Source organism: Lacihabitans soyangensis (assembly GCF_024343775.1).
In the GTDB taxonomy this organism is placed as follows: domain Bacteria; phylum Bacteroidota; class Bacteroidia; order Cytophagales; family Spirosomataceae; genus Leadbetterella; species Leadbetterella soyangensis.
In genome coordinates, this window is sequence record NZ_RJUF01000035.1 from 1 (window position 1) to 26,791 (window position 26,791).

Here is a 26,791-nt window from a genome sequence, read left to right on the forward strand (position 1 = left end):
TGCATTAGCTGCTGATCCATTGCATATCGATAGTTACCCACCGAGCCCATAGCTTGGTTGGCAGCCATTCGTTTTATGTTTTCGTTGCTATAATTTTTCTCAATAATTTCACGCTCTTTGGCATTTGGGAGCTCCATTTCTAAGAAGGCTGTTTTGAATTCCTCCTCTGTTCTGAAAGGATAAACTTTAACTTCTTTTAACATTTTGGCGTCAATACTTAGCTCCACCACGGCTGAATAATCTAAGCCAACACTTTTGGGTATGATGTGGTACTGTTTCCGAAAACCAAGATAGGAGAAAAGGATAGAATCACCTGGAAAAACATCTAAAATAAAATAACCTTTTGAATTAGTAAACACGCCCCTGCCTGCTCTATCGTTTATCACATACGCTCCTGGTAGCGGCTCATCATTGCTACCATCAATCACGAAACCCGAGAAAGTTATGAACTTCTTAGAACCCTGAGCATCAGCATCATAAACCGAAGTAAATAAGGCCAAAAATATAAATATGCTTAATAAATATTTCAATTCAATCGGGCGTAAAATTTTATAAATGTAAGAATAAATGGCATAGAGAGCAACAACCCATCGAAACGATCTAGAAAACCTCCATGGCCTGGAATCAAACTTCCAGAATCTTTAATGGCAATGCTTCTTTTAAACAAAGACTCTACCAAATCGCCTAGTGTACCCGTAGTGGCTATAATAGCCGCAATACACAGCCATTGGTCCATTGAGAGTGTTTCTGTGAACTTCCAATAAAGAAACGAGGCCACCAAGGCTATTATTGCTCCACCGAAAAAGCCTTCCCAGGTTTTCTTTGGAGAAATTCTCTCAAATAGTTTACGCTTACCAAACAACCTGCCGGCCAAATAGGCTCCAGAGTCATTGGACCACAAAATAATGAACACGCCAATTACCAAAAGAGGTTGAAAGCTGCCCTTCCAAAAGGCGAGTTCGTTGAGCAATGCAAACGGAAGTGCCACATATATGATTCCTAAAAATGTATACCCAAGGTTCACAAATGGCTTTGGATCTTTTTTCTTATATAATTTTATAAAAAAAGTGAAGGTCAGCATGGGAACCATAATGTAATAATTCTCAAAATCTATCGTATAGGTCTCTATGAAGTAGGTTAGTGAAATTATTACCGCACCACAAAACGTACCGTAAATTTTTAATGGAAGACCACCAGACATTCCCAAAAGTTTGTAAAACTCATATTGAGTTAAAACCGTAATTGCCAAAATCAATAACCAGAAACTTGTTGGGCTATATACAATTCCCAAAATAATAAGTGGAGCACCAACAAGAGCTGCCACTATTCTTTGCGTTAGGTTTGATCTATCTCGTAATTTTTTAATCATCAATTCTAAAATCATTAATTATATGCTCGGCCAGAATCTGATTCGACTCCAAGACCTTAATTTCAACAATACCCAAGACCGGATAATTGTGGTCTACTTTGTCTAATATTACCGACTCAATATTGTTATTCTCGAGTTCATTTTTTAAAAGTTCAGCCCGCATTCTGTCTTTTTCCTTGAAAACCGTTACCCAATTTCCCATGTTATTTATTCCATTTTAAGGTTTCTAAAATCCTTCTACTGTCAGCTTTTAAATAATCAACAATGGGCGTCAGCGAGTCGTTCAGGGTGGCGGCGTTCAGATAAACTGCTCCTCTCAAAAAGTGTTTGGCGGTGTCTGTAGCATAAAACTGAAAATGACTTGGAACCTCACCGTCTATCTCTATAATCACAGCCTTTTTACCATTTTTCAGTTGCACCACCTGCTCTCGTTGTGCCGTAGCTCTTACTTGATGCTTAGAAGCAAGTTTATAGGCGTCAGCCACATGTTTATCCAATTTGGTCAGATCACCGTTCAGTGGCTTGTAAGTAAACTGAATTTTAGCATTCAGGGTTGGATATTCCACTAGAATCCAGTAAGGTTCAGCCTCTATGGTTTTATCTGGTGTGATAATAGCAGATTTTGAGTATTCAAAAGTGTAGGGATATTTGCCTTGCAATGCTTGGTATTCCTGCTTGGGCAAATCTATTCGTTCAAAACCCTTTGGTTTCGGGTAATATACTGTGGATTTATTTCCACATCCCATTATAAGGGTGAGTAAAATTAGAATTAAATAACCTTTCATTTAAGAAAATAGGGTAAACGACAAAGATAGCTTTTTTTAGGTAAAAAATTAAACCAAAACGTTCTACAATCTTGCTCTTGGCAAATTTAACGCTCAAAAAACACTGCAGGTATTTACTGAATAAACCCCGACTTTAGGGTCAAGGTTTATTATTTTCAATTAGGCCATATACATTTTCGTATAGTATTCGTCCGCCATTCGGTCGGAATCAAAAAACTCATTAACATCATTCATACTTTTGAGTACCATGGCATTCCATTTTTTGGGATGCTCATAATACATCGGTATAATCTCATTTTCAATCACATCCAAAATATTATTCATATCTGTTTTGTCTCTTAAATATCCATCTGAGCCATCAGCGACTGGCACAATAAACGAATTAGTATCATTTGAAAACTCACAAACCCAACCGTCATAAGTCGACAAATTGATAGCACCGTTCATAGCTGCCGTCATTCCGGAAGTACCTGAGGCTTCTCTTGTAACTACCGGATTATTTAACCAAACATCGGTGCCATCTTTCAGCATTTTAGAAAGTTTCAGCTCATAACCTGTCAATACTGCCATGTTTTTGTATAAATGGCTCATGTAATACAACTTATTGAAGGTGTCTATCGCCCCATAATCGAACGGATATGGTTTACCCGCCCAAATGATTTGCACTTTTCCGCTAGATATTAACTTTTCAAAACGCTCTAAGTCTTTAGTAATGAGATCGGGTCTTTTATAGCCAGCAAAACGCCTCGCCCAAACTATTGTTAAGACATTTGGGTCAAAAATCTTACCTACCTGATCAGCTACTTCTTTAAAAAGTGCAAATTTTAACTCCTTTTTACGTTCATTTATAGACTCTGCTTTTCCTTTCGACCTATTGGTCTCCAGAACAGAGTCTACCCAATAGGTACGGTTTTGTGCATTTGTAATATGGTCAATTTTGCAAATTCCTTCTTCGTGTCCCCACATATCACGGGAAACTTCGCCGTGAAGTTTAGAAACAGCATTGGCTTTTTTGGCAACTCGTAAGGCCGCCAAGGAGTGATTGAATAAATCGCCTTTTACACCAGAAATCTTAGCGACTTCCGTTGGATTTAACCCACAGAAAAAACCTAGGTGCTGAAGAAAAGAAAAACTATGTTTTTCATTTCCAGCCTCTTCGGGTGTATGCGTCGTAAACCTTAACTTCTCCTTGAGTTTATTGAGGTCACCGTTTTGGCTTAGTAAATAATACACCGCTGATATGGCATGGGCTTCGTTAAAATGATATATTTCAGGCACTAAACTGGCTTTGTCCAAAAACTTAGCCCCACCAATACCTAGTAACATACATTGTGCAACTTTTACTTCAGCATCTTTGTCGTACAGATGATATGAAATGGACCTCGCCCATTCGTCGTTTCCATCTGTATCCGTGGTAAGGAAAAACATTGGGGCACAGTTGAAAACACTCGAAGGTAGATAATATGTAGCGACCCAAACGTCGCGTCCTTTGATACTGATTTGAAATCTCACACCCGTGTCTTCAAGAAAACTATACATTTGTTCTCTAAAAAACACACGTAGGCTGTTGTCTGTGTTTCTTTGCTGTTCATAATAACCATACTTCCACAAAATTCCGATTCCTATCAGATTTTGTTTTAAAGCAAATGCACTACGCATATGTGAACCCGCCAAGTATCCTAAGCCACCGGAGTAGGTCTTAAGTGCTTGATCAATGCCAAATTCCATGGAGAAATAGGCCACAGATTTGGAGTATTTTTTGTCAAATTTTGAGGGGAAAATTTCCTTTTTGTTTATCATATTTTTTTAAAGTATTTACTCGCAAATTAATCAAAAAAGGCCAAATGAGTAGTTTATGGCTAAATTTTAGAATAAATATGCTATCCAATTAGTAATTCTCTCAGTTTCGGCAGTTATTGATTAACTTGCAACATGAATTATTTATCAGCAGAAAACTTAGGCCGAAACCTCGGCGAGAGATGGTTATTTAAAAATCTATCATTCGGAGTACTTCAGGGAGAAAAGGTGGCATTAATTGGCACCAACGGTTGCGGAAAATCCTCGTTAATGGACGTGATTGCGGGCTTAATTCCTGCCGATGAAGGTGTAATGAGCATCCGAAAAGAAATAAAAGTGGGTTATCTCAACCAAAATCCAAATTTCTCCAAAACCAGCACAGTTTTAGAAACCATATTTGCTTCTAAAAATCCTATAGCAGAAGCCATAAAAAATTATGAATATGCTGTAGAACATAACGATTACGAGGGTATTTCGAAATATACAGAACTCATCACCGAGCTCGATGGCTGGGATTATGAATCAAAAGTCAAGCAAATTTTGGGCAAATTGGATGTGCATGACATGGACAAACTGATGGGTGAATTGTCTGGTGGTCAACAAAAAAGGGTAACACTGGCCAAAGTTTTGATAGAAGAACCAGATTTCTTGATTCTGGATGAACCAACTAACCACTTGGACTTGGATACTATTGAATGGTTAGAAAATCATCTTTCCTCAAGCAACACTACCTTATTTTTGGTTACTCACGATAGGTATTTTTTGGATAAAGTCTGCAATAGAATTATGGAATTGGTGGATTCTAAAATGCACCGATATGTAGGAAATTATGCATATTTCTTAGAGAAAAAAGCCGAAAGAGCTGAAATAGAAGCCGTTACTCTTGAAAAAGATAAAAGCCTACTAAAGAAAGAATTGGAATGGATGCGTCGCCAACCCAAAGCACGAACACACAAAGCCACGTACAGAGAAAATGCTTTTTATGAATTAAAAGAAAAAACTTCTGGCAAACGTAACGAAGATAAACTAGAGTTAAGTGTAAAATCGGAACGTATTGGCAATAAAATAATTGAAATTCAGCACGTTAGTAAGTCTTTCAAAGACAAGGTAATAGTAAAGGAATTTAGCTACACCTTTAAAAAAGGTGATAGAATAGGTATTGTCGGCAAAAACGGGATGGGCAAGTCTACCCTACTCGGCATGATAAATGGCGAAATAAAGCCTGATCAAGGCAAAGTAATAAAAGGTGAAACCATAAAAATTGGTTACTACAAACAAGATGGATTGGTGTATGATCCTGAACAAAAAGTCATAGAAAACGTAAGAGAAGTGGCTGAATTCATAAAATTGGGCGATGGACGAGAAATCAGTGCTTCGGCATTCTTAACGCTCTTTTTGTTTCCTCCGGCTACGCAATATGCACAGATATCGAAACTTTCTGGTGGAGAAAGACGTCGTTTGCAGTTGTTGAAGGTTTTGATAGAAAACCCCAACTTTTTAATACTCGATGAGCCTACCAACGATCTCGACATTGCCACCTTGAACGTTCTTGAGGAGTTTTTGATGGGTTATGGTGGATGTCTCTTGGTGGTTTCTCACGATAGATATTTCTTAGACAGAATCGTCGACCATACATTCGCCTTCGAAGGTGACGGCCTTATAAAAGACTTCCCTGGCAATTATACCGACTATAGAATTTGGCAAGAGGAAAACGCCAAACAGCAAAAAAAGGGCAAAGACAATAAACCTGTAACCGTAGAAATAACTCCAGCTAAAGAAACAGCTCCAAAACGCAAACTGAGTTTTAAAGAAAAAACAGAGTTTGATACACTTGAGAAAGAAATCAGTGTTTTAGAAAATCTAAAAATTGAACTGACTGAAAAACTCTCATCTAGTAATTTACCTTTTGACGAAATAGCCGATATCTCTAAAAAACTGGAGGATACGGTTAATGACTTAGAGGAAAAAGAATTGAGATGGCTAGAATTGAGTGAGTTGGGGTGAAAGAAGTATCAAACTAATAGCAAGAATTTCGAATTTCTCTACTGTCGAATGATACAATAAATGCTAATTTCCTTTATTGTGAAAAATAAGAATAGGCTAACGTTAAAAATGAAAGAGGAATACTTTAATATTAAATTTTACTTCTCTACTTGTATTTTTGCCATATTAGGATTGATTTCAATGTATTCATTTGGTCAATATAAAGATACTAATACCGAACCACTTATTATTAGAGGGTTAATTTCAGGATATACTTTTACTTTTATAACGCTATTATGCTCCCATATCTATAATGTAAAACTATCATTTAAACAAACCTTTTATTATTTGGCCATAATGATAACAACTTATACAATTCTTTTTTTCATCTCACTATTTTCCGGAATGAATGTTATTTTTATAGGAATCTTAACTTCAAGTTTTGGAGCATTCTCGTTTTTTTATCTTTACAAAAAATATATTGATGCTATCTCGTACTCAAAATATTTAATATTGATTCTAGGCTCATTGAGCTTTATCCTGTATATTCCGATATCTAAAATCTTTAAACTTTACCCTCAGAATCCATTTGCAATTACTTTTTTTATTTGGCACTTCATAGTTGGGTGGTATTTCATAACCTGTTTATCAAAACTAAAAAGAAGGTAAAACGTAGTTTCTACAACTTATTCACCCTCGCCCTAAGCATAGCATCTACCAAAACCAAAGCTGACATCGCGTCTACGATAGGCACAGCTCTTGGCAGCACACAAGGATCGTGTCTACCTTTTCCCGAAACCGTAACAGCGTCGCCAGCCTCATTAACACTGTCTTGATCTATCATTATGGTAGCTACTGGCTTAAAGGCCACCCTGAAATAAATATCCTCTCCGTTTGAAATGCCTCCCTGAATGCCACCCGAATGATTGGTCTTGGTTTTTACTTTTCCATTTTCATCGGTAAAAAAAGCATCGTTATGTTGTGAACCCAAAAGCTCTACTCCATCAAAACCGCTTCCATACTCGAATCCTTTCACAGCATTGATACTCAACAAGGCCTTACCCAATTCAGCGTGCAATTTATCAAACACAGGTTCTCCCCATCCAGCTGGCACGTTTTTTAAAACTCCGGTAATCACCCCACCAATAGAATCTCCGTCTTTGCGAACCTGATCGATATAATTAAACATCTTTTCGGCCATTTCGGAATCTGGACAACGAACGGCGTTATCGTCAATCTTACTGAGGTCAAGGTCCTGATAAGATTTCGCTAATTTCATAGCACCAACTTGAGACACATAAGAGTAGATTTCAACTCCGTAATGATTGAGAACCATTTTGGCCAAAGCACCAGCTGCAACGCGTGCTGCGGTTTCCCGAGCCGAGCTACGCCCTCCACCTCTATAGTCTCTTACACCGTACTTTGTAGAATAAGTATAATCAGCATGCGATGGACGAAATTTATCCGCTATATGTGCGTAGTCCTTACTTTTTTGATCTTCATTAAAAATTACTAAAGCAATAGGCGTTCCAGTAGTTTTTCCTTCAAAAACACCAGAAAGTACCTCAAAACTATCTGCTTCTTTACGTTGGGTGGTAATTCTCGACTGACCTGGCTTTCTTCTGTCTAACTCATTTTGTATTAATATCTCATCAAAATCAACACCAGATGGGCAACCATCCACCACAACTCCAATAGCTCTTCCGTGCGATTCACCGAAAGTCGAAATCTTAAATATCTTACCGTAGGTACTACTCATCAACCTTTGTTTTTGCTTTTCAAAATATAGAGATACACCAGTATCATCAAACCAACCACAAAATTGGCGAAAACTTTGGCTATTTCCCTGAAATTATACGATTTTTCGTCCGTTTTTAAATTTTCGATATCACTAAAGATATCTTTTTTTACCTCCTTGTTGTCATAAAGTGCCTTTCCTGAAACCAACACCACTCGCTTTGATTTCAAGGTGTCATATTTGGACAAAGCAGTATTGAAATATATTAAGATAAAGTAATTAGCCATTTCAAACTCTCCCGCTTCTTTGGGAATAATCTTATAAACCACAGACTTATTTCCCATTAAATTACCAGAGGTCTGCCTAGACACTGTGTTAGTCTCAAAAAAATCAAACAGTTTGTTATTCTCCACTTTAGGAATATTTACTCCGCTAAAGTTCCCCTCGCCTTCGACAGTAAGCCTATATTCGAAACTATTACCCGTAAATTGCTTCTTTTCATCTTTCAATTGCTCCGCAAACCTAAAAACCCCAACAGGTACTTTCTCTTTAAGTGGATGCTCGGGCAGTTTTTCAACCACCACCGTCTGGGCTTTTGTCTTCAATGACATGTCCACAAAAGAGGTTCCTTTTTGCTTTTGCATGAGCAATTGCAGCGATGGAAATTGAACATCTTTGTCGTTTAGGGGATAATAAATCGCCTCGAAGAGATTGTAAACCGTATAAGATTCGCCGTTTATGAGGAGTTTTTTACCGACCAGATTCGAAATATTCAACCTACTCTCTAGGCAATCGTTCGGTTTAATTTTTTTTGCGAATTGTTCAACCTGTGCACCGATATTAGTTGGGAATTGCCACTGCGAGGTGGTTTTATCTGAAAGGTAAAAGTTAATATTCAACATGAAACCTTCCCCCACAAAAACCTTCTTTTTGGACAGCTCAACTACGAAATCAACCTGCTCAATTTCAATATCCTTGTCATTTTTAGGCTCTTCTTTTTTAATGATGGTGACCTGCTTGGCTTCTACTTCCAATATTTTTTGGTTGACCAGAATCTCAAAAGCCGGTATCGTTACTTTACCGAAAACCTCAGGTGTGTAAAACTGGGTAATCTCATGCAAATCTTCTTTTTTTCTGTTTAAGCGAACTTGACTGTGTTTTATGGTTCTGTTATCTTTCTTAAAACCCTTGATTTCAGGAAAATCTCCAACCGTGTAAGGTGTTCCAACCACATACAAATGCACCTCCAACTTTCCGTCCGGCTGAATTTCTTCTGGGGTAATTTCTACTCGAGGGGCGGAATTTTGGCCGAAGACCCCACAAAAGGTAAAAATTAGGAGAAAGTAACAATATATGATGGTTCTCAACATCTTGCAAAAATAAGAAAAGCTGCCATTATTTTCTTTAATTTGTGCAATAGATACAAACTAAATAACATGAGAGTCTTATTCTTCATCCTTCTTTCAATTCAGCTAAAAGCCCAGTGGAAAATTCAAACCTTTGAAAACAAGGCTTCGTTTAGGGCTATCGATAGATTAGATACCGACAATATTTGGATTTCGGGAAGTAAAGGCAGTATTCTTAAAAGCACCGACGGAGGAATATCATGGAAAAACGTCTGCCCCTCAAAATTTAAAGATTTCGATTTTAGAGGAATTGCGGTCCTGAACAAAGACGAAATTATAGCCATGAGTGCAGGTGATGGTTTTGAAAATAAGGCGTTTTGCATTAAAACAATAGATAGTGGACAAACATGGGAAGTGGTTTTAGAAAAACATGAAAAAGGTGTATTTTTTGATACCATAAAATTCAAGGACTCGAAAATTGGCTATATTCTGGGTGATGCAATAGACTCGAAACCCTATTTGCTTCAAACCAAAGACGGTGGAAAATCTTGGACGAGAGTTCAAAATCTACCTGATATAATGGTTGGTGAGGCATCATTTGCGGCAAGCAATTCTTGTATTTCGATTATCAAAAATTCCGTTTGGTTTAATACTCAAAACAGAGTTTTCTATTCAAAAAATTTGGGTAAGACTTGGCAGGTTTTAGAAACACCTTTTGAATCGGGACAAAGTTTGGGCATTTTTGGTACTTTTTTCCTTTCTAAAAACAAAGGGATTATTGTAGGTGGAGACTATGTTGACGACAAAAGGGCTACCTTACAATATGCTTTTACTGAAAACGAAGGTAAGCTTTGGCAAACCAAAAGTGATTATCAAAGAAACGGACTTACGGAATGTATTTCAAAAATAACCGATGCTCAACTAATAAGCGTCGGCACCATCGGTACAGCAATATCCAGTGATGATGGCAAAACTTGGACTGCACAAGATAAAGAATCGTTCCATGTGGTGAGCTGCAAGGACAATAAATGCGTTGCTGCGGGTGGAAATGGCCGAATAGGCGTTTGGCACTTCGGCTCCGCTCAGTGACCACCGCTAAGTCACCACACTTCGGCTCACTTCGGCTCACTTTTACTCCGCTCAGTGACCACCGCTTGGTGATCGCCGCTTAGTGACCACCGCTCGGAGAACACACTTCGGCTCACTTCGACTCCGCTCAGTGACCACCGCTCAGTCACCGCTGCTCTTTGTTATACCTTCGCGTCGCACGGTAGAGAGGTTATGCAAACATAGCTGAGTAGCAGTTAAATAATGACTAGATCTCATTTCTTCTCTGTTTCAGTTGGGTAATTAAACTATCCTGCTAGAATATGTTGATGTTTTAAAACCAAAAAAGGGAAACCGAAGCTTCCCTTTTAATTATAAAAATATAAACGAATCTTAGTCTAAAGCAGCCACACCTGGCAACACTTTACCTTCCATATACTCTAGCAATGCTCCACCGCCTGTAGATACGTAAGATACTCTGTCTCCCATACCCGCATTGTTGATGGCCGATGCAGAATCTCCTCCACCAATCAATGAGAAAGCGTTGTTTTCCTCAGTTGCAGCTACCACAGCTTCTGCTATGGCGTTTGTACCTGTCGCAAAATTCGGGAATTCAAAAACACCCATAGGACCATTCCAAAGGATAGTTTTAGAGTTCTTCACTGTCTCTTTGAACAATTCAATAGTTTTCGGACCGATATCTAAACCTTCCCATCCATCAGGAATAAGACCCGTATCCACTGTTTGTCTGTTGGCATCGTTGCTAAAGTCATCTGCACAAACGTTATCAAGAGGCATGATGATATTTACACCTTTCTCTTTGGCTTTTCTCAAAATTTCCAGAGCTAAGTCCTGCTTATCTGCTTCTAAAAGCGACTTTCCGATATTTCCACCCAATGCTTTGGTAAATGTATAGGTCATTCCGCCACCTATTATTAGGTTGTCAACGGTATCCAAAAGACGCTCAATAATCAATATTTTATCCGAGATTTTTGCTCCACCCATGATAGCCGTAAAAGGTTTTTCGGCACTTTCAAGAATATGCTGAGCGTTATCAATTTCGGCTTGCATTACTTTTCCGCAAATTTTATCGGTAAAAAACCGACCGATCACCGCTGTAGAAGCATGAGCACGGTGGGCAGTACCAAACGCATCATTTACCCAAACATCACCTAGTTTTGATAATTTCTCGGCAAAAGCTACATCGCCTTTTTCTTCTTCTTTATAAAATCTAAGATTTTCTAACAATAAAACTTCACCTGGCTTCAGGTCGGCGGCTAAGTCTGTGGCTTGTTGACCGATGCAATCATCGGCGAATTTCACTTGTACACCCAGAATCAAAGATAAGGGAGCTACTAGGTGTTTGAGAGAATATTTTTCAACGGGACCATCTTTGGGTCTGCCCAGGTGCGACATCAAAATACATGATCCACCGTCAGTCAAAATCTTTTTAATGGTAGGGATTGTGGCCTTGATACGTGTGTCGTCGGTAATTTCAAGTCTGTCATTTAACGGAACATTGAAATCGACACGAACAAGAGCTTTTTTGTTTGAAAAATCAAAAGAATCTACAGTTTTCATTGATTTATTTTAAATTAATAATCAGTATAAATACAATTACAAAGTTAAAATTTCTGTCTATCTCAAAAATTTTAATGACTCATAAAATGTCATTTACAGAAAATAAAATAAATAAAATCCAAAAAAATAGAGAATAATTTATAGAATAAAAATAACTAAGGCCAAAACCAGAACCAAATAATAAGAAACTTCAAATATTATAAGTCAATAATTTGACTTTCAACAATAAAGCTGTAATTTTGCAGTCCGATTTTCGGAAATAAAAATTTTTTATTAATTATTTTTTCAAGTAAAATGTTTCAAAACCAGTACGAAACAGTGTTCATTTTAACTCCCGTTTTATCTGAAGCCCAGATAAAGGACGCTGTAGACAAATTCAAGTCAGTATTAACTGATAATGGTGCTGAGATCCTTAACGATGAAGTATGGGGTCTAAAGAAATTGGCTTATCCAATTCAGCACAAAACCACGGGCTACTATCAGTTGTTTGAATTTAAAGCCGCACCTACATTGGTGGCTACACTAGAAACCGAGTACAAACGTGACGAACGTATAATGCGTTTTTTTACTACTAAACTCGACAAACATGCTGCCGCTTATTCAGCACGTCGTAGAAGTGGTGCTTCAAAAACCAAAGCTCCAGTAACAGAGTAAGAAATTTAAAAACATTAACATTATGTCATTAGTTAACGAAAAAGTCGAAAGAAAAGAGCTTAACCGCAAAAAGTATTGTAGATTCAAAAAAATGGGGATCAAGTATGTTGATTACAAAGACCCTAACTTCCTTTTGAAGTTTTTGAACGAGCAAGGTAAAATTCTTCCAAGAAGATTGACTGGCAACAGCCTAAAATTCCAGAGAAGAGTATCAACAGCTATCAAACGTGCTCGTCACTTGGCGTTGTTACCTTACGTAGCTGACGGTCTTAAATAAGACTCAAAACAAGAAAGTAAGATTGTAATCATCTTAATGAATTAATTTAATTTAAAATGGAAATAATATTAAAAACAGATATTGCTGGTTTAGGGTACAAAAACGATATCCTAGACGTTAAACCAGGTTATGGTCGCAATTATTTGATCCCTCAAGGATATGCTCTTTTGGCAACTCCGTCAAACAAAAAAATATTGGCTGAAAACCTTAAGCAAGCAGCTCACAAAGCTGAAAAACTTAAGGCTGACGCTGAAGCAATTGCTGAACAAATCGGTGATTCAGTATTTGTAATTACAATGAAAACTGGCGAAAGTGGCAGAATTTTCGGTAGAGTTACAAGTATTCAAATATCTGATGCCTTGGCACTTAAAGGTATCAATATCGATAGAAAAAAGATAACTGTGGAAGATATCAAATTTGTAGGAACTTACAAAGCTATTGTTGACTTACACAAAGAAGTTAAGAAAGAAGTTTCGGTAAGCGTTGTAGCTGAAGAAGTTGAGGCTTGATTTACTTAGAATATCGTATACGAAAAAAGGATTGCCTAGGCAATCCTTTTTTTATGTATTAAACCAACTAGAATTACTTCAAACCAGCAATCCAAGTGGCCATTTTCAAGGCCTCATCTTTAGGCACCTGAGACATAGCCGCCATTGGCGGATAACCAGGCCAGTTGCTAGGCTTTGGTTTGTAGATTAACTCAACAATTTGCTTCGGAGTATATTTCTTCTGCTTCATAACTTCTTTATAGGCAGGACCCACAAGTTTGGTGTCAGGATTGTGACAAGCCAAACAAGTATTTTTGGTCAACAATTTCTGAATATCTGGTGGAATTTTGGTTTGGGCTTTGGCGGCTGTCATCAGACCCAATACTAAGGCGATAGACAAAAGTGATTTTTTCATTTTCTATTTTGAAATTCAAGAATTAAACATATCAAAAACTGTCGTAAAGGTAAACTTTTTTTAATTTCATTTGCAAAAAATCTACTGTTAATGTCGTGTTAAATGGTTTTTGGTCAAAAAATCAGTTTTAATCAAATTTTACTCTGAGCACCTTGGCATTAACGCCCAATTCTTTAAAATAGCGAAGCCAAAACAGCTGTTGATTACTAAGGGTATCATTCGGTGATTTGATTTCTACGAATTCGTAGTGATTCTCAGACCAAACCAATAAATCGGGCAAACCTCTTGAATTTTCTACTATGTTTTCGGCGATTTTTGTCATTACTTTTTTCAATTGTTCCAGCTCCATTTGTAAAACCATCACCCGAACCATTTCCCAAATTTCCTCCACCCAAACCACAAACGGATTAGCAACTCCTTCATTCTTTTGAAAATTGCTCCAGAGGTGTTGTAAGAAATCATCTTTGTCGTCGAAAGAGTCTAATAAACTATGAATCTGCTCTTTACGCTTCTCATAAAACTCAGGCAAATGCAAATCTGAGGGCCTCCGCTGAAATGGATGATGAAACGAAACTAGACTTGGGTCAAAGATTATTTCCCAAAAAAGTAGGCCAAAAAGTGTTCGCCAAGTATGATTTTCGGAAAATCCTGCTGAAAAACCAAGCTCTAGATAATACTCAATACTACCAAACTCTACTTGGTTACGGTATATTCTGTCGATGGTTATTTCGTCAGCTGTTTTTAACCAATCCGTAGTCTGCTTTTTATTTTTCTTTCCTTCGATGGTTTTTAAAAAATACTCTGCAAAATACTCTTCATCTACATTTTGAGGAAATTCCAACATCTCATTACAGGTAGCTTTGGCTTCCTCCACATAACCCAATTTCACCAAACAACGGGCTTTTCGTTCACGAGAAGGTACAATTTGGGTTTCACTAAAAACTTCAATAGCGGCTTGATAATTTTTCCTTTGTTCAAAATACTTACCAATTCTAAGCTGAAGTTTTTGAAATGAGGGCAGGGCAATTGGACTTAGATCTTGGCAAGTTTGATAAAGATTACTGTACCAATCCAATATCTCGGAGTCTGAAGATTCATTTTTTAGACTATCAAAAATCACGAATTGTTCCGAAACCATCCACTTGTCTTCGGCGTCTTTACGGGTTTCAAACCTAGCTACCAAATCGTCATCAGAGTGCTGATAATACTGCACCAAGCCCATGTCTCGCAGTACAAACTCAGTCATGTCCATCGATTTATTGCCAAAGAACAAAAACCTTAAAAACGAAACTTCTTGCTCAAAGTTCATTTTCACGATCGATTGTGAGGCATTGATTTTCTGAAAAATCTCGGCAACCGTGAATTCATTTTTTACACAGTCAACGAGCACTTCCCGTTTTTCATTTTTCAAGTTTTTCAGCTCGAAAATTGACACCAAGTCAGCCTTGGTGAGTACGTAAAGGATTTCTCCTAGCCAAAGTTTATGTTCTTCAAAATCCAATGGAGAAATAAATCCATGTTTTACCAATAAATCTACCTGATTCGGAATTTCTTCTATTTCGTCATATTTCAGACCCTCAATTTTAAAAAACAAACCTTTGCGATTGGTAAATCGGATAAAAAGGCATTGAGCGTCCTCAGGCAGAGAATAATACTTTCGAAGAAACCTCCACTCCTGCTCTATCAGTAAGCTTTTGTATTTATCTTTTACAAAACCGAGTAGATATTCAAAATTAGTATGATAATATTTCGGAGGGAGTTCTACCATTTCAAAGCGAAAACGATAGGCCGTCGTAGGCCAATGAAACATTAGCTGGGAGATCTTTTTCTACTTCTCTGTGCAGGCCTAACTTATGGCTGATATGTGTAAAATACGTTTTCTGGGCACCAATTTTCTCCGATAACTCTATGGCTTGATTAAGATTAAAATGGGAAATATGTGGTTCACGCTGAAGAGCATTCAGAACCAATACTTTGCTACCATGAACTTTAGAAAGTTCTTCGTCTGAAATGTAGTTGGCATCGGTAATATAGGTAAAATCTCCAATCCTGAAGCCCAAAACGGGTAACTTATGGTGTAAGACTTGTATGGGGCTAAAAGTCAAACCTGCGATTTCGAACGGCTCAGTGTCAATTTCGTTGCAGGTAATTATAGGAACACCCGGATAAGGTTTTTCAGAAAAAGCATAGAAATATTCCATTTTAAGTTGTGCTAAAACCCTCGAATGGGCATAAATGGGGCAATTTTTAATTCCAGAAAGATAATTGAAGGGCCTGACGTCATCTAAGCCTCCTGTGTGATCTTTGTGTTCGTGGGTAAAAACGAGAGCCTCAAGGCTTTGAAGGTTTTCTCGGAGAGCTTGTTGTCTAAAGTCTGGGCCGGAATCTATGATGATATTCTTGCCGTTGTGTTGGATGAGAATAGAAACTCTAAGTCTTTTATCTCTAAAATCAAGTGATCTGCAAACATCGCATTTACATGTAAGCACAGGCACGCCAGTTGAAGTGCCTGTACCCAAAAATGTAATTTTCATTGCGGTTGGTTTTACTTCTCCGTTAAACCTTTTACCACCAATACCAATTTATCAAAATTAAGAGGTTTCATCAAAACATCATTAAAACCAGCTTCTTTGAACTCTTCCTCTGTGTAATTTCTTGCATTACCCGTGATAGCCACTACCGGTACACCCGATTTAGCAGCATCGCTCATGCCACGGATGGCCTTTACGCACTCCATACCGTCCATTACAGGCATGTTTATATCTAGCAACACAATGTCGAAGTTTTCTTTTTCCAACAATTGCACCACTTGCTCACCATTTTTAACTGCTGTAATTTCAAAATTCTGAAATTCAAGAATTTTTTTTACTAGGTTTTGGATAACTGAGCTATCCTCTGCTATGAGAACTCTATTTGGAGTAGACATAATTTGAAAACGTTTTTTTGTTAAGCCGTAAATATAATTTAAAACAACAATGATTGAAAATAAACCTTGTTCATTTCACATTAAAAAGCAAAAAAATAGCATTTTAATATTTTTGAATATTATTTTTGAAGAAAAATACCGTTTTTGAAAGAAATAATTCTTCAGCCAAACAAGAAAATATACTTCGCCTCGGACTTCCATTTGGGAGCTCCTAATCATGAAAAAAGCTTGTTAAGAGAGAAGAAAATTTGCCAATGGCTGGATGAAATCAAACACGATGCTCAGGTGATTTTTTTGGTTGGCGATTTGTTTGATTTTTGGTTTGAACACCGCCTAACAGTTCCTAAAGGCTATATGCGTTTTTTTGGAAAACTGGCCGAATTGGTCGATTCTGGCATAGAACTAGTGGTTTTTACAGGCAACCACGACATGTGGATGAAGGACTATTTCATGCAAAACTTTGGAGCTCCTACCTATAGAGAATCACAAGAATACCTCATAAATGGCAAGCGATTTCTGATAGGTCATGGAGATGGACTTGGGCCTGGTGATTATGCCTACAAAGTCCTGAAAAAGATATTTGAAAATAAGATTTGTCGCTGGCTATTTGGCAATATTTTACATCCCGACCTCAGCCTAAAATTGGGCTATACCTGGGCGAGTCATTCTTGGCAAAAACACGACAAAGAAAAAGATGTGTACGTTTTTGAGTCCACGGACAAGGAAATTCTTTTTCAGTACTGTTTAGAAGAAGAGAAATCAACACATCGAGATTTTTATATTTTCGGACACCGGCATTACAAATTTGATCTTGAAGTCAACCTAAACAGCAGATATATCAATCTTGGCGACTGGATTTATTTTTACTCCTACGCGTGTTTTGATGGGGAGAAAATGGAACTGATGGACTACAAAAAGGATTAATCCTCGTCAGGCAAATCCATCTCTTTGCGGGCATTGAAATAACCCTTGATAACGGTAAAGGTGGTGATGGCCAGAAAGAATATTATAATGTAGTGAACATAGTCTATCAACCACGGATATTTGATACCTAAATAATACCCACTTCCAACCAAAGTAAATGCCCAAATAAAACCTCCCAATACGTTGTAGATGGTAAAGCGGAGGAAATTCATGGTCACAAGTCCGGCTAATATTGGAGCGAAAGTTCTAACTATTGGCAAAAAACGAGCTATAATCAGCGTACGGCTACCGTATTTCTCGAAATATTTGCGGGTTTTGGTGATGTATTTCTGTTTGAAAAATAAGGAATCTTTTCTGTTCTGAATTTTATCCCCAAAAAACCTCCCAGATACATAACCTGTAAAAGAACCTGCTATGGCCGCAGCCATGATAGCAAAAAACAAGGTAAAAACTGAAACCTCTAACAAGCCAGTTGAAACAAAAACCCCCGATAAAAAGAGCAAGTAATCGCCAGGAAGAAAAAAGCCAAAGAAAAGTCCGTTTTCGATGTAGACAATAAGAATAATAGCCAATAAACCACCCGTCTGAATGATTTCTTCGGAGTTCATGATATAAGTAAAAAACGATACTATCTCATCCACTAGATTATGGGGGATTTTTTGTAAATATAATTAGCCAGAAGTTAAAGCAGCAACTTTTCGGATAATTTTACTATAAAGTATTCAAAAAATGTACAGACCGAGTTCGTTTTGATTACTCAAAATTACCTTAATGTGTTCAGAAAGAGTGGTAGAAAGGCTATAACCCACATAGTCTGCTGCTATAGGATATTTAGGATGATTACGGTCTACCAACACCGCCACCTGAAGTTTTTTGAGTGGAATGGAAAGAAACGGCCTAAGACAAAAAGCCAATGTTTTGCCGGTATTGAGTACGTCGTCGGTAATGATTACAATCTTGTTTTTGAAGGTATCTACGTCACTTTCTAGTTTTATGTCTGGCTGGCATTCAACGGTTTTATCAAAAACTATCTTAGCAATATGTATCTCTAACTGGCTGATTTCTTGAAGGTACTGCTGAAGCAATTGTGCAAAAACAAAACCTTCACCATCTATTCCGGCCAGTATGATTTCCTTTTCATCAAAATTATTTTCAAAAATCTCGTAGGCTATTCTCTTCACTTTTTGCAATGTACGAGCCTTATCGAGGATTTGTGAATACTGTTCTACCACCATCTCAAATATAGTTTTTATGTCATGCCGACATTGGCATAGTTTCTGTAATTGTAATATTATACGTCTAGGAACAAATATAAAACAAAACATGCACATTAGGATTATGAAGAATTTAATAGGATTAATTTTTATAGCTTTTTTATCCGGCTTTACAATGAAGAGCTCAGAACCGAAAAAACTGGGCTTGAACGAAATTTCTAAAGTGATCAGCCAATCGTTTAAGGGCGGAAACTCTGACTTGCTCAGCTCGTGCCTCGACAAAGAAATTGAACTAATAATTGACGGGGATAAAATAGAGTTTCAGAACCTTCCGGCTGCACAAGCAAAGCCGATTTTGAACTCATTTTTCAAGAAAAACCCGCCGCTCTCGTTTAGTTATGTATATCAGGGAGCGAATAGTTCAGCCTTGAAATATTGCATTGGTAACTACAGAAGCAAGAATTCGGATTACTTGGTATATATGCTTATCAAGAAAGATAAAAACGATAGGTTTTTGGTCAATACGCTTCAACTTAAAAAGGATTGATAATTTGAGAAGACTTTACAAAAACAAATATATTTGAAAGGTTCGGATGGCATCCGAGCCTTTTTTTTTATTTTTGCAGAAAATAACAAAACGCTTAGATGATTGTCAAAACTAAAAAATTCGCTCTAAACAAAAAACTATATATAAAGAAAGCCTTTGCTAACCAAATGAAAACCAGTTGGAAGTGGTTATTGATACCTGCAGCTGTAGCGATTTTAGGATTAGCCTTACATTTTACAGGTGTTTACAAAAACTGGTGGATACTTATAACTGCGATTATCGGGGGCGGGCTTTATGTACTTTTCTGGTACATTCAGTTCTATGCAGCCACCGAAATGGATCAAAACAAGCAGATGTTTGAGAAGTTTGCCTACGAAATAGACAGCCGTCAGATAATGGTAAAAATAAATGCAAAAGAAGGTGGTATAGTAAAGTGGGAGTCGATAGTGTCAGCTGAAAAAGACAATTCGGGATATTTTTTACACATCGGTAGAGGCCAATTTTTACACTTTGGCTATGATGTTTTCAATGCTGAGCACGACCAGAAATTGTTTGAATCGATATTGAAACGAAAAAACCTTTTGGAAGCTTAAAAGGTAAATCTTAGACAGAATTCATAAAAAAAAGCATTAGTGATAATGCTTTTTTTTTATTCAGAGATCAATTAAATAATCTATCATGGCCATGTCGATGGCGTGTTCGGCGGAGACACCCTCCATCAAATAATAAAGACAGGATTTCACAAATCCGAGTTCCTCTTCATTGCAAAAAACGTCTTTGCTCATTTCCAATATTTTACTTACATCTTCGGCTGGAATAAATACCTTAGGTTGCTGCATCAAAATTATTAGTTTTTTCATATAAGCCGCAAAAGAAATGCCAATGAGCCTGCTTACCAGAAAACTTTTTTAAACGTATCTTTCTAACATTTATTTTTTCACGAAACTCACACAAGACCCTGAATATGAACTAATTGCATCTTTCAGGATTTTAAAGTTTTAATTTCTGAAAATATAATACAATTCTTGAACATAGACTTGGCATGGAAATTTATCCAAAATTGAAAAAAAAATTTGATAAAAAAAGATTTAATGAAGCTATTTTTTAGAAGCTAAATAAAAGGCCATCAGAATTCTTGATGGTAAAACTCTTGTTTTTTTTTGACACCCTTTAATAAGTTTTAAAATTCTGTGAGAACAACTATGTCTTTAACCTCAAATTCATCAAATTCTAAATTTAACCTTTTCCAAATAAGAATCCTTAACTTCAGTCATTGACATTAAATGGTGAAGCAATTATGTCATTATTCGACTAAATACCGAACAGAAAATCGATTTAAAGAGAAATTGGCTTGAACAGAAATATTTATCCCTCTTTTTTCAACCCTTTTCCGTCCAATAATGAATAAACACTTCGATAATCACTTTTTTTGCAAAACTTTGATCTTCTCTGTTTCCTTCAATGAGGAAATATTGCACATTTTTTTTAAAGGAGGAAACTAAAAAAAGGCCGCTTGAGTAGGCGACCTTTTGATTTTAAACCGGTATATAGATTATCTCGTTTTTCTGACAGAGATTGGAAGACAAATCCTTGGAGGACAAGGGCAATTTTCTTGTACTATTATTGGACAACAGCTTCCGTTTGGACAAGCTCCACCATTAACGATTACTGTATATAAACCACTTGTGGCCGCTGTGTAAGTAGCCGAGTTGGCACCTGAAATTAGAGCACCGTTCCTATACCATTGATAGCTTGTATAACCCAATAAAGTTGAAAGCTGAGCCGTTTCACCTGCTGTTGGGCAAATGTTCATAGGCACACTCACGCAAGCTCGTGCGATGTCGTCTTCTGTAGTAACTCTATCACCGGGATTCGAGTCTATGTCAGTTCTGGTCAATGAATTTACCCATGACTCCACACATGACAAACCACCCATATTTGTTAAAACTCTCAACTGGAACGTCAAGGTAGCAGTATCTCCTGCCGCTAGACTTATTCCTGACCAACGCGATGTACCAATATTGAAGCTACCCTCGCTTGCAATCTGTGAAACCAATTCGAAGTTTGAACTTAAGCTATCTCCAACAACCACGTCCACTGTTCCATTTGATAAAGTATCTTCTCTAAAGACTTTTACTTGATAAGTGATGATATCGCCTATGGCTCTTTCACAGTTTCCAAGAATTGTCCCTGTTAGTTTCACATCAACGTCTGTAGATGCGGTCAAACTCAAACGAGTTGCGTTGCTGCCACCTGGCATTCCCGGGTCACCATTGTCTGAAGTATCTCTTACAGAAATTCCATTAGAAGACAAACCATTTACTGTTGCGGAGTTTATGACCTCTCCAGCGGTTATGTCTGCTGGTGTTAAATAATACATTCTCAATGCAACCCCAATACCACCTGGAGCTAGACCAGAAGGCGTAACAGGAATGGGATTAGGTGAGATTTTGGTATCGGTAATTGTAATTCCGGTTATTGGTACATTACCTGTATTGAGGATTGTAAAATCGTACCTTATAGAATCCCCAACAGTTCCGTCTCCCATTAATGTAGCTACTTTAATAAGTTCTAAGGCAGGATTAAATTGGTATTGTATAGTCACCCTAGCTGTATCAGACAATCCTGTCAGTTTTTCTACCAGCCTATAAACTATCGGAGTAGGGTTTCTGTAATTACCTATTACTGGTGTAAATGTTAGAACTCCATTTGTAGAATTGTAGTTATAAATACCTTCACCAACCACCAAAAGCGTAGTTTGGATTCCGGCAACCGTAGGCTCAAGATCCACATTTACTGTTGTGGGAGTTGCTTGAGTCATATCAGATAGAAAATCGTTTGACAATAAACTTATTGCGGTTGGCACTTGAGGCTCATTTGTTAAATCAAAATTACTGTTAGCAATTGGAGCTACCTCGATATATTCTACATGAATCACGGCCATATCCGACAAAGCTGTTGCTATTTCCGTGATGTTATATTTGATATCCGTTGGGTCTGTCGTAAAACCTGACTGAGGATTGAATGTTACCTGACCGGTGGCGTTGTTATAAGACCAAACACCTTGGCCAACTACTGAAAATGTCGTTTGAATACCAGATTGCGTACTATCTAAGTCAACCAAAACTTCGCTCGGAGTTGGAATACCTCCATTATTCAAAGTATCGTTTAAAATGATATTAAGAACCGCGTTTATACCGGGCACATTACTAATACTACTGTTATTAATGGCTTTTATAGGTACTGGAGGAATATATTGAACCGTTACAGTTGCGTTCCTAGACTGCCCAGAGGCCACCTCTGTCAATTCATACACAATTGGTGTAGGGTTACCCGTAAATCCATTTTCAGGATTAAACACCAGTTGACCGTTCGCGGGATTGTAAGTCCAAACTCCTTGTCCTGAAACATTCAAAGTGGTTTCGACACCCGGAGTTACTGGATTTAGGTCAACAATAACCTCTGCAGGAGTTGCAGGGCTACCATCTGCCAAGGTATCGTTCTGAATAATATTTATTACGGCATTGACACCTGGAACATTATTGCTGCTTTGGTCATTTACTGGTTCCAATGGTATGATGTACGTTATGGTAATTCTTGCGGTATCTTTCAATCCAGTTGCAACTTCTGTCAAAACATAATTTATCGGAGTTGGATTAACCAATAACCCAACCACTGGTACAAACGTCACCAAGCCATTCACTGTATTGTAAGTGTAAGTACCTTGTCCAGGAACAGTTACTGAGTTATCAATAGCTGGAGTGGAAGGAATTAAGTCTACTGTAACTGTAGAAACAGTAGCTGAACTTCCGTTTGATATATCATCATTGAAAAGGATATTTACCTCAGCATTGGTATTGTAATCATTGTCCAAATCGCTGTCGTTAACTGCCAAAGGTGGAAAATCAGAATATTCTACAACTACACGTGCTGTATCATTAAGACCCGTTAATGCTTCTGTCAAAATATAATTTATCGAGGTCGGATTACTTATAAAACCTCCTTGAGGGGCAAAAGAAAGAACACCTGTATTAGAATTATAAGTCCAGGTACCTTCAGCAGACACCACCAATGTTTGTTGATCTCCTGCTATTGTTGGATCTAAGTCCACTGTAACATCTGAAGGAATCGCTGGCGTTCCACTCGACAATGTATCGTTAGCGACAATATTCAAATTTACGATTGTTCCGGGCAAATTTGCTAGTCTCGTATCGTTAACCGCTACTATTGGCATCAAATAAGTCATCGTAATCGTGGCTATGTCTGTAAACCCAGTTGAATTTTCAATCAACTTATAGTTGATTGATGTAGGATTACCTAAGAAATTATCATCCGGATTGAATGATACAATTCCGTTTGCAGGGTTATAAGTATAAACTCCTTCACCTGATACATTCAACGTATAATCTACCGCTGGTGTCAATGGAGTAAGGTCAATATGTGCAGTGTTGAACGTTGCAATTGCCCCTGTGCTCAATGTATCGTTTATCAAAGCATTTACCACACCTATTATTCCTGGCAAATTATTTAAATCTTCGTCATTCACAGCATAAGGAAATCCGACATAAGTAATTATCACACTCGCAGTATCTTTTAGGCCAGAATTATTGTCTACCAAAACATAGCTAATTGGCGAAGGATTACTTGTGATTCCAACTGTTGCGGTGAAAGTTAATTCCCCGGAAGTGGTATTGAAATTATATACCCCTTCACCTACTACATTTAAACTACTTTCAATCGCTGGTGTCGAAGGGTTCAAATCAACTGTGGCGGTTGAAACTGTAGCTAAATTACCATTCGATAAAGTATCGTTAGCTAGAATAAATACCGAACCATTTGAGCCAATGGAATTTGAAATATCTTCATCGTCAATTGCATGAGGAGAAATTCCATTGATAGGTATACTTGCTTTAGCTGGGCTTGATTCAAAAGCTCCTGAATTATCCTTAGCTCTGAATGTACATGAGCCAGTTCCTATTAGTAGACCACTTAAATCAAAGGTCAAAGCTGCAAATTGTGACCGGGTCAATACCTGTCGTACTTCTGTTCTGGGGATGCCCAATACTAAAGAGGTTGGACGGCTTAAATTGATATGATTTACTCCTATTCCGTATGTATCTGCTACTGATAATAAGCTCGTTCTATTCGGTGAAGCTTTTTTTGTTCCTTCCGCAAAACTGTTGAACGAGAAACATGTCACTAACAGGAAAATGAATGTTATAAAATTTCCTTTTAATATCTGAGAATTAAGGATATTTGGGTTCATAATTGGAAATTTTGGCGGACTTCTCAGGTTCTAGTTTCTATTTATTAGGAGCAAAACAAGAAAAAATCCAATCTTTTGATTGAAAAAAATTATCAAAATGTTAAGTTTTCAAAAAATGTGCCAAAACTCCCTTTAAAAAATAATCTAGATTTCCAGAATTAAACAACTCGCCACAAAACACTTATTCACAATACTTTAAACCTAAGACTCCACCAAAAAATATCTTCGAATTTTTAACTTGAGTAGATAACTTTGCTACCGAAGGACACAAAAAAAGCCTTTCCCTTGTTATGGAAAAAGCTCGAAAAATTCCTATTACAAAACAAATATTACACCGAAGGCTCGTAGCTCACAATTGGCAGTTCCACGTTGATTTTCGCCTTCAAATCGTTCAGTAAAGTATATAGACCGAAGAAAGTACGATTGACATACAAGCCATGTTGCGACCCACGTGCGGCATTAGCGTTTTTCAGTTCTTTTATAGATGCCACATACTCAAAATAACCGTAAACCTCTGCCACATAAGCATCGTCACCGAAGTCGAAAGTTGAGTGTGTAAACGGTCGACCAAGTATTTCAATCATTTTGTAGAACAAATCGAAGAAAAAGCCTTGAAGATGCTCCGAATCCTCTTCCAAGATAAACTCTAGTTCCTTGAATATAGCCATCATCTTGTCTGTTTTATCCAGAATGTTTGGATTAATCAAGGCAAAATAACTACCGTAGAAATCCTCAGGAATGACCTTGATACAACCAAAATCCAAAATACCCAGTTTGCCATCTTGCGTAAACAAAAAATTACCTGGATGAGGGTCCGCATGCACCGCTTTGAGCGTGTGCATCTGAAAATGATAAAAATCCCAAAGAGCCTGACCAATCTGATTTCTAACCTCTTGCGAAGGATTAGTGGCCAAGAATTCCTTCAAATGCAATCCTTCTAGCCAGTCCATCGTAATGATCTTTTCAGAAGAATATTCAGGATAGTAGTTCGGAAAAAACACATTTTCCAAGCCTTCACATAGATGGGTTACCTCTATTGACCTTCTCAATTCGAGCTGATAATCAGCCTCTTCCAGTAGTTTAGTCTCTACCTCCACAAAGTAACGGTCGATTTCTGCATCGTTAAGGTTAAGCAACTGCACTGCCAGTGGACGAGCCATTTTGAGATCAGAACTTATACTCGAAGCCACGCCCGGGTATTGAATTTTGACAGCCAGTTTCTTACCATCTTTGGTTGCTTTATGTACCTGACCTATACTAGCAGCATTGGAGGCTTCGAGGTTAAAACTATCAAAAATATCGAATGGCGATTTGCCAATACTTCCCTTAAAAGTTTTGATTACCAATGGCCCAGACAAAGGCGGTGCCGAATATTGCGACATCGCAAACTTATCAGAATAAGCTTTTGGCAAAAGACTTTTGTCCATACTCATCATTTGGGCCATTTTGAGAGCCGAGCCCTTCAGATTACTCAAGGCCTCGTACACATCCTCGGCGTTGTCGGAATGTAACTGATCCTTTGTTAGGCTCGGATCCATGAGTTTTTTGCCATAATGCTTGATATAATTGCCCCCCACTTTGGCCGTGGCTTTAACAAATTGTGTCGCTCTGGCTACTTTTGATGTAGGTATACTTTCTTGATTTTTCATACTATTTATTTTACCGCTAGTTGGCAAAGTCGAAAAAAATTTTTAAGTCTTTTACCACAGAAATACGGTTTAGAATCTTCTATTTTTTCAATAAACCAGTTAAACAAGCTTTGCTGTTACTGGCGACACTTACTTTTTGTTCTGATATAAAAATTTGCCTAGATCAAACAGACTGTCAAACGGCGTGCGACCCATCCAGTCCATGGTTGTATTCACTGATTTTTCAATAAGTGTATCGGTTTTTTCGAATAATCTACTCTCGTCAGCTATCCAAAAATCGATGATTGAAAGCACCAACATCCACACCAAATCGGGATATTTTGAAGTCAAAAATGGTATCGAACGAGGCTCAATTTCTCTGGTTTCTTGTCCACTTACCACCAATTCGTTCATGAAATCAACAAAAACGTCCTTTGCCGCATGAAATTCTTGGTTATTTTTCACCCCGAATGGTCTTTCCATTTTCTCCGAAATCTTCAAAATGTAAGAACGATTGTGCTTGGCGTTTTCTATTAAAGTGTACAAAAACGACAACAGTTTCTCCCTCACCGAATACCCCTCATAAACCTCTTCTTTCTGAATATCCACAATGGTTTCGTCTATGAGTCCTTTCCAAAATTCCGTGTTTATTTGTTTGAAAGAGTTGAAATTTTCATAAAACTCTGACTCCTCAATTTTTAGTTTTTTGGCAAATTTAAAAATCGACTCCGGCTCGTGCCCGTGTTCTAACACGTAGCCCATGTATTGTTCCTTTATTTTGTTTCTCATTTGTTTATTGTTTGCTT

26 protein-coding genes are annotated in these 26,791 nt (G+C 37.6%); 8 read left to right on the forward strand and 18 right to left on the reverse strand.

The window, feature by feature from the left end; translation table 11 throughout:
• The 5 genes from EGI31_RS11845 to glgP form a co-directional block, all read right to left on the reverse strand.
• Nucleotides 1–530, reverse strand: a 530-nt coding sequence (locus tag EGI31_RS11845; RefSeq protein ID WP_255037446.1) for a carboxypeptidase-like regulatory domain-containing protein, incomplete at its 3' end; no start/stop codon positions are given.
• Entirely contained in the window at nucleotides 527–1,369 is an 843-nt protein-coding gene (locus tag EGI31_RS11850; RefSeq protein ID WP_255037447.1) for a phosphatidate cytidylyltransferase, read from the reverse strand. The genes EGI31_RS11850 and EGI31_RS11845, both read right to left, overlap by 4 nt.
• On the reverse strand, nucleotides 1,362–1,571 hold the full coding sequence (locus EGI31_RS11855; RefSeq protein ID WP_255037448.1) for a putative signal transducing protein: 210 nt from the start codon (nucleotides 1,569–1,571) through the stop codon (nucleotides 1,362–1,364). Before EGI31_RS11855 ends, EGI31_RS11850 begins: the two co-directional genes overlap by 8 nt.
• A 1-nt stretch (nucleotide 1,572) precedes the next feature.
• Nucleotides 1,573–2,154, reverse strand: a complete 582-nt coding sequence (gldD, locus tag EGI31_RS11860) for a gliding motility lipoprotein GldD (RefSeq protein WP_255037449.1) — start codon at nucleotides 2,152–2,154, stop codon at nucleotides 1,573–1,575.
• Between the two features lie 159 nt (nucleotides 2,155–2,313).
• Complete coding sequence (gene glgP, locus EGI31_RS11865) at nucleotides 2,314–3,954, reverse strand: alpha-glucan family phosphorylase (protein ID WP_255037450.1); 1,641 nt, start codon at nucleotides 3,952–3,954, stop codon at nucleotides 2,314–2,316.
• Between the two features lie 132 nt (nucleotides 3,955–4,086).
• Between glgP and EGI31_RS11870 the strand changes: the two genes are divergently transcribed.
• Nucleotides 4,087–5,955, forward strand: a complete 1,869-nt coding sequence (locus tag EGI31_RS11870) for an ABC-F family ATP-binding cassette domain-containing protein (protein ID WP_255037451.1) — start codon at nucleotides 4,087–4,089, stop codon at nucleotides 5,953–5,955.
• A 658-nt stretch (nucleotides 5,956–6,613) separates the two neighbouring features.
• Here the strand turns inward: EGI31_RS11870 and aroC are convergent.
• Both aroC and EGI31_RS11880 read right to left on the reverse strand, forming a co-directional pair.
• Nucleotides 6,614–7,693: a chorismate synthase gene (gene aroC, locus EGI31_RS11875; RefSeq protein ID WP_255037452.1), complete on the reverse strand. Its 1,080-nt coding sequence runs from the start codon at nucleotides 7,691–7,693 to the stop codon at nucleotides 6,614–6,616.
• The gene (locus EGI31_RS11880) at nucleotides 7,693–9,042 is read right to left on the reverse strand and encodes a hypothetical protein (RefSeq protein ID WP_255037453.1); all 1,350 of its coding nucleotides are present in this window, start codon (nucleotides 9,040–9,042) and stop codon (nucleotides 7,693–7,695) included. Before EGI31_RS11880 ends, aroC begins: the two co-directional genes overlap by 1 nt.
• 66 nt (nucleotides 9,043–9,108) lie before the next feature.
• Here EGI31_RS11880 and EGI31_RS11885 point away from each other — a divergent pair, with 66 nt between their 5' ends.
• Nucleotides 9,109–10,107, forward strand: coding sequence for a YCF48-related protein (locus EGI31_RS11885; protein WP_255037454.1), 999 nt, complete (start codon nucleotides 9,109–9,111; stop codon nucleotides 10,105–10,107).
• A gap of 351 nt (nucleotides 10,108–10,458) precedes the next feature.
• Here EGI31_RS11885 and EGI31_RS11890 read toward each other — a convergent pair whose 3' ends face one another.
• Entirely contained in the window at nucleotides 10,459–11,646 is a 1,188-nt protein-coding gene (locus EGI31_RS11890) for a phosphoglycerate kinase (RefSeq protein ID WP_255037455.1), read from the reverse strand.
• A 294-nt stretch (nucleotides 11,647–11,940) separates the two neighbouring features.
• Here EGI31_RS11890 and rpsF point away from each other — a divergent pair, with 294 nt between their 5' ends.
• From rpsF to rplI, 3 genes are read left to right on the forward strand one after another with little or no spacing between them, the layout of a single operon-like run.
• Entirely contained in the window at nucleotides 11,941–12,300 is a 360-nt protein-coding gene (gene rpsF, locus EGI31_RS11895; protein ID WP_255037456.1) for a 30S ribosomal protein S6, read from the forward strand.
• Nucleotides 12,301–12,322: 22 nt separating this feature from the next.
• Nucleotides 12,323–12,577 (forward strand): 30S ribosomal protein S18, encoded by a 255-nt coding sequence (gene rpsR / locus EGI31_RS11900; protein WP_255037457.1) that lies wholly within the window; start codon nucleotides 12,323–12,325, stop codon nucleotides 12,575–12,577.
• A gap of 56 nt (nucleotides 12,578–12,633) precedes the next feature.
• Complete coding sequence (rplI, locus tag EGI31_RS11905) at nucleotides 12,634–13,086, forward strand: 50S ribosomal protein L9 (protein ID WP_255037458.1); 453 nt, start codon at nucleotides 12,634–12,636, stop codon at nucleotides 13,084–13,086.
• A 73-nt stretch (nucleotides 13,087–13,159) separates the two neighbouring features.
• On the opposite strand, the gene EGI31_RS11910 is transcribed toward rplI, so the two are convergent.
• The 4 genes from EGI31_RS11910 to EGI31_RS11925 form a co-directional block, all read right to left on the reverse strand.
• Complete coding sequence (locus EGI31_RS11910; protein ID WP_255037459.1) at nucleotides 13,160–13,480, reverse strand: c-type cytochrome; 321 nt, start codon at nucleotides 13,478–13,480, stop codon at nucleotides 13,160–13,162.
• Nucleotides 13,481–13,607: 127 nt separating this feature from the next.
• Complete coding sequence (locus EGI31_RS11915; RefSeq protein WP_255037460.1) at nucleotides 13,608–15,290, reverse strand: VRR-NUC domain-containing protein; 1,683 nt, start codon at nucleotides 15,288–15,290, stop codon at nucleotides 13,608–13,610.
• A complete protein-coding gene (locus EGI31_RS11920) occupies nucleotides 15,250–16,014 on the reverse strand; it encodes an MBL fold metallo-hydrolase (protein WP_255037461.1) in 765 nt (254 codons plus the stop codon). Before EGI31_RS11920 ends, EGI31_RS11915 begins: the two co-directional genes overlap by 41 nt.
• Before the next feature lie 11 nt (nucleotides 16,015–16,025).
• Complete coding sequence (locus tag EGI31_RS11925) at nucleotides 16,026–16,406, reverse strand: response regulator (protein WP_255037462.1); 381 nt, start codon at nucleotides 16,404–16,406, stop codon at nucleotides 16,026–16,028.
• A 144-nt stretch (nucleotides 16,407–16,550) separates the two neighbouring features.
• Between EGI31_RS11925 and EGI31_RS11930 the strand changes: the two genes are divergently transcribed.
• Nucleotides 16,551–17,330, forward strand: a complete 780-nt coding sequence (locus EGI31_RS11930; protein WP_262925380.1) for a UDP-2,3-diacylglucosamine diphosphatase — start codon at nucleotides 16,551–16,553, stop codon at nucleotides 17,328–17,330.
• On the opposite strand, the gene EGI31_RS11935 is transcribed toward EGI31_RS11930, so the two are convergent.
• On the reverse strand, nucleotides 17,327–17,971 hold the full coding sequence (locus tag EGI31_RS11935; RefSeq protein WP_255037463.1) for a DedA family protein: 645 nt from the start codon (nucleotides 17,969–17,971) through the stop codon (nucleotides 17,327–17,329). The genes EGI31_RS11930 and EGI31_RS11935 overlap by 4 nt on opposite strands.
• Nucleotides 17,972–18,052: 81 nt before the next feature.
• On the reverse strand, nucleotides 18,053–18,565 hold the full coding sequence (locus EGI31_RS11940) for a phosphoribosyltransferase family protein (RefSeq protein ID WP_255037464.1): 513 nt from the start codon (nucleotides 18,563–18,565) through the stop codon (nucleotides 18,053–18,055).
• Between the two features lie 154 nt (nucleotides 18,566–18,719).
• On the opposite strand from EGI31_RS11940, the gene EGI31_RS11945 reads away from it, so the two are divergent.
• Nucleotides 18,720–19,091 (forward strand): DUF4783 domain-containing protein, encoded by a 372-nt coding sequence (locus EGI31_RS11945; RefSeq protein WP_255037465.1) that lies wholly within the window; start codon nucleotides 18,720–18,722, stop codon nucleotides 19,089–19,091.
• A 167-nt stretch (nucleotides 19,092–19,258) separates the two neighbouring features.
• A complete protein-coding gene (locus EGI31_RS11950; RefSeq protein WP_255037466.1) occupies nucleotides 19,259–19,684 on the forward strand; it encodes a YcxB family protein in 426 nt (141 codons plus the stop codon).
• 60 nt (nucleotides 19,685–19,744) lie between these two features.
• On the opposite strand, the gene EGI31_RS11955 is transcribed toward EGI31_RS11950, so the two are convergent.
• The 4 genes from EGI31_RS11955 to EGI31_RS11970 all read right to left on the reverse strand — a co-directional run bounded on the left by EGI31_RS11955 (nucleotide 19,745) and on the right by EGI31_RS11970 (nucleotide 26,774).
• Nucleotides 19,745–19,951: a hypothetical protein gene (locus EGI31_RS11955; protein ID WP_255037467.1), complete on the reverse strand. Its 207-nt coding sequence runs from the start codon at nucleotides 19,949–19,951 to the stop codon at nucleotides 19,745–19,747.
• A gap of 692 nt (nucleotides 19,952–20,643) precedes the next feature.
• Complete coding sequence (locus tag EGI31_RS11960) at nucleotides 20,644–24,357, reverse strand: CLIPPER-2 domain-containing protein (RefSeq protein ID WP_255037468.1); 3,714 nt, start codon at nucleotides 24,355–24,357, stop codon at nucleotides 20,644–20,646.
• A gap of 329 nt (nucleotides 24,358–24,686) precedes the next feature.
• Nucleotides 24,687–26,006 carry an ABC1 kinase family protein gene (locus EGI31_RS11965; RefSeq protein ID WP_255037469.1) on the reverse strand — a complete coding sequence of 440 codons (1,320 nt, stop codon included), beginning with the start codon at nucleotides 26,004–26,006 and terminating at the stop codon, nucleotides 24,687–24,689.
• A gap of 129 nt (nucleotides 26,007–26,135) precedes the next feature.
• A complete protein-coding gene (locus EGI31_RS11970) occupies nucleotides 26,136–26,774 on the reverse strand; it encodes a TetR family transcriptional regulator C-terminal domain-containing protein (protein ID WP_255037470.1) in 639 nt (212 codons plus the stop codon).
• Between the last annotated feature and the right edge of the window lie 17 nt (nucleotides 26,775–26,791).

What these genes read in the sequence shown, in the direction of transcription:
- gldD (WP_255037449.1), bottom strand. Translation starts at nt 2,154, where the DNA reads ATGAAAGGTTATTTAATTCTAATTTTACTCACCCTTATAATGGGATGT.
- rpsR (WP_255037457.1), top strand. Translation starts at nt 12,323, where the DNA reads ATGTCATTAGTTAACGAAAAAGTCGAAAGAAAAGAGCTTAACCGCAAA.
- EGI31_RS11870 (WP_255037451.1), top strand. Translation starts at nt 4,087, where the DNA reads ATGAATTATTTATCAGCAGAAAACTTAGGCCGAAACCTCGGCGAGAGA.
- aroC (WP_255037452.1), bottom strand. Translation starts at nt 7,693, where the DNA reads ATGAGTAGTACCTACGGTAAGATATTTAAGATTTCGACTTTCGGTGAA.
- EGI31_RS11950 (WP_255037466.1), top strand. Translation starts at nt 19,259, where the DNA reads ATGAAAACCAGTTGGAAGTGGTTATTGATACCTGCAGCTGTAGCGATT.
- EGI31_RS11970 (WP_255037470.1), bottom strand. Translation starts at nt 26,774, where the DNA reads ATGAGAAACAAAATAAAGGAACAATACATGGGCTACGTGTTAGAACAC.
- EGI31_RS11945 (WP_255037465.1), top strand. Translation starts at nt 18,720, where the DNA reads ATGAAGAGCTCAGAACCGAAAAAACTGGGCTTGAACGAAATTTCTAAA.
- EGI31_RS11960 (WP_255037468.1), bottom strand. Translation starts at nt 24,357, where the DNA reads ATGAACCCAAATATCCTTAATTCTCAGATATTAAAAGGAAATTTTATA.
- EGI31_RS11965 (WP_255037469.1), bottom strand. Translation starts at nt 26,006, where the DNA reads ATGAAAAATCAAGAAAGTATACCTACATCAAAAGTAGCCAGAGCGACA.
- EGI31_RS11955 (WP_255037467.1), bottom strand. Translation starts at nt 19,951, where the DNA reads ATGAAAAAACTAATAATTTTGATGCAGCAACCTAAGGTATTTATTCCA.
- glgP (WP_255037450.1), bottom strand. Translation starts at nt 3,954, where the DNA reads ATGATAAACAAAAAGGAAATTTTCCCCTCAAAATTTGACAAAAAATAC.
- rpsF (WP_255037456.1), top strand. Translation starts at nt 11,941, where the DNA reads ATGTTTCAAAACCAGTACGAAACAGTGTTCATTTTAACTCCCGTTTTA.
- rplI (WP_255037458.1), top strand. Translation starts at nt 12,634, where the DNA reads ATGGAAATAATATTAAAAACAGATATTGCTGGTTTAGGGTACAAAAAC.
- EGI31_RS11850 (WP_255037447.1), bottom strand. Translation starts at nt 1,369, where the DNA reads ATGATTAAAAAATTACGAGATAGATCAAACCTAACGCAAAGAATAGTG.
- EGI31_RS11885 (WP_255037454.1), top strand. Translation starts at nt 9,109, where the DNA reads ATGAGAGTCTTATTCTTCATCCTTCTTTCAATTCAGCTAAAAGCCCAG.
- EGI31_RS11925 (WP_255037462.1), bottom strand. Translation starts at nt 16,406, where the DNA reads ATGTCTACTCCAAATAGAGTTCTCATAGCAGAGGATAGCTCAGTTATC.
- EGI31_RS11880 (WP_255037453.1), bottom strand. Translation starts at nt 9,042, where the DNA reads ATGTTGAGAACCATCATATATTGTTACTTTCTCCTAATTTTTACCTTT.
- EGI31_RS11915 (WP_255037460.1), bottom strand. Translation starts at nt 15,290, where the DNA reads ATGTTTCATTGGCCTACGACGGCCTATCGTTTTCGCTTTGAAATGGTA.
- EGI31_RS11890 (WP_255037455.1), bottom strand. Translation starts at nt 11,646, where the DNA reads ATGAAAACTGTAGATTCTTTTGATTTTTCAAACAAAAAAGCTCTTGTT.
- EGI31_RS11855 (WP_255037448.1), bottom strand. Translation starts at nt 1,571, where the DNA reads ATGGGAAATTGGGTAACGGTTTTCAAGGAAAAAGACAGAATGCGGGCT.
- EGI31_RS11910 (WP_255037459.1), bottom strand. Translation starts at nt 13,480, where the DNA reads ATGAAAAAATCACTTTTGTCTATCGCCTTAGTATTGGGTCTGATGACA.
- EGI31_RS11940 (WP_255037464.1), bottom strand. Translation starts at nt 18,565, where the DNA reads ATGGTGGTAGAACAGTATTCACAAATCCTCGATAAGGCTCGTACATTG.
- EGI31_RS11920 (WP_255037461.1), bottom strand. Translation starts at nt 16,014, where the DNA reads ATGAAAATTACATTTTTGGGTACAGGCACTTCAACTGGCGTGCCTGTG.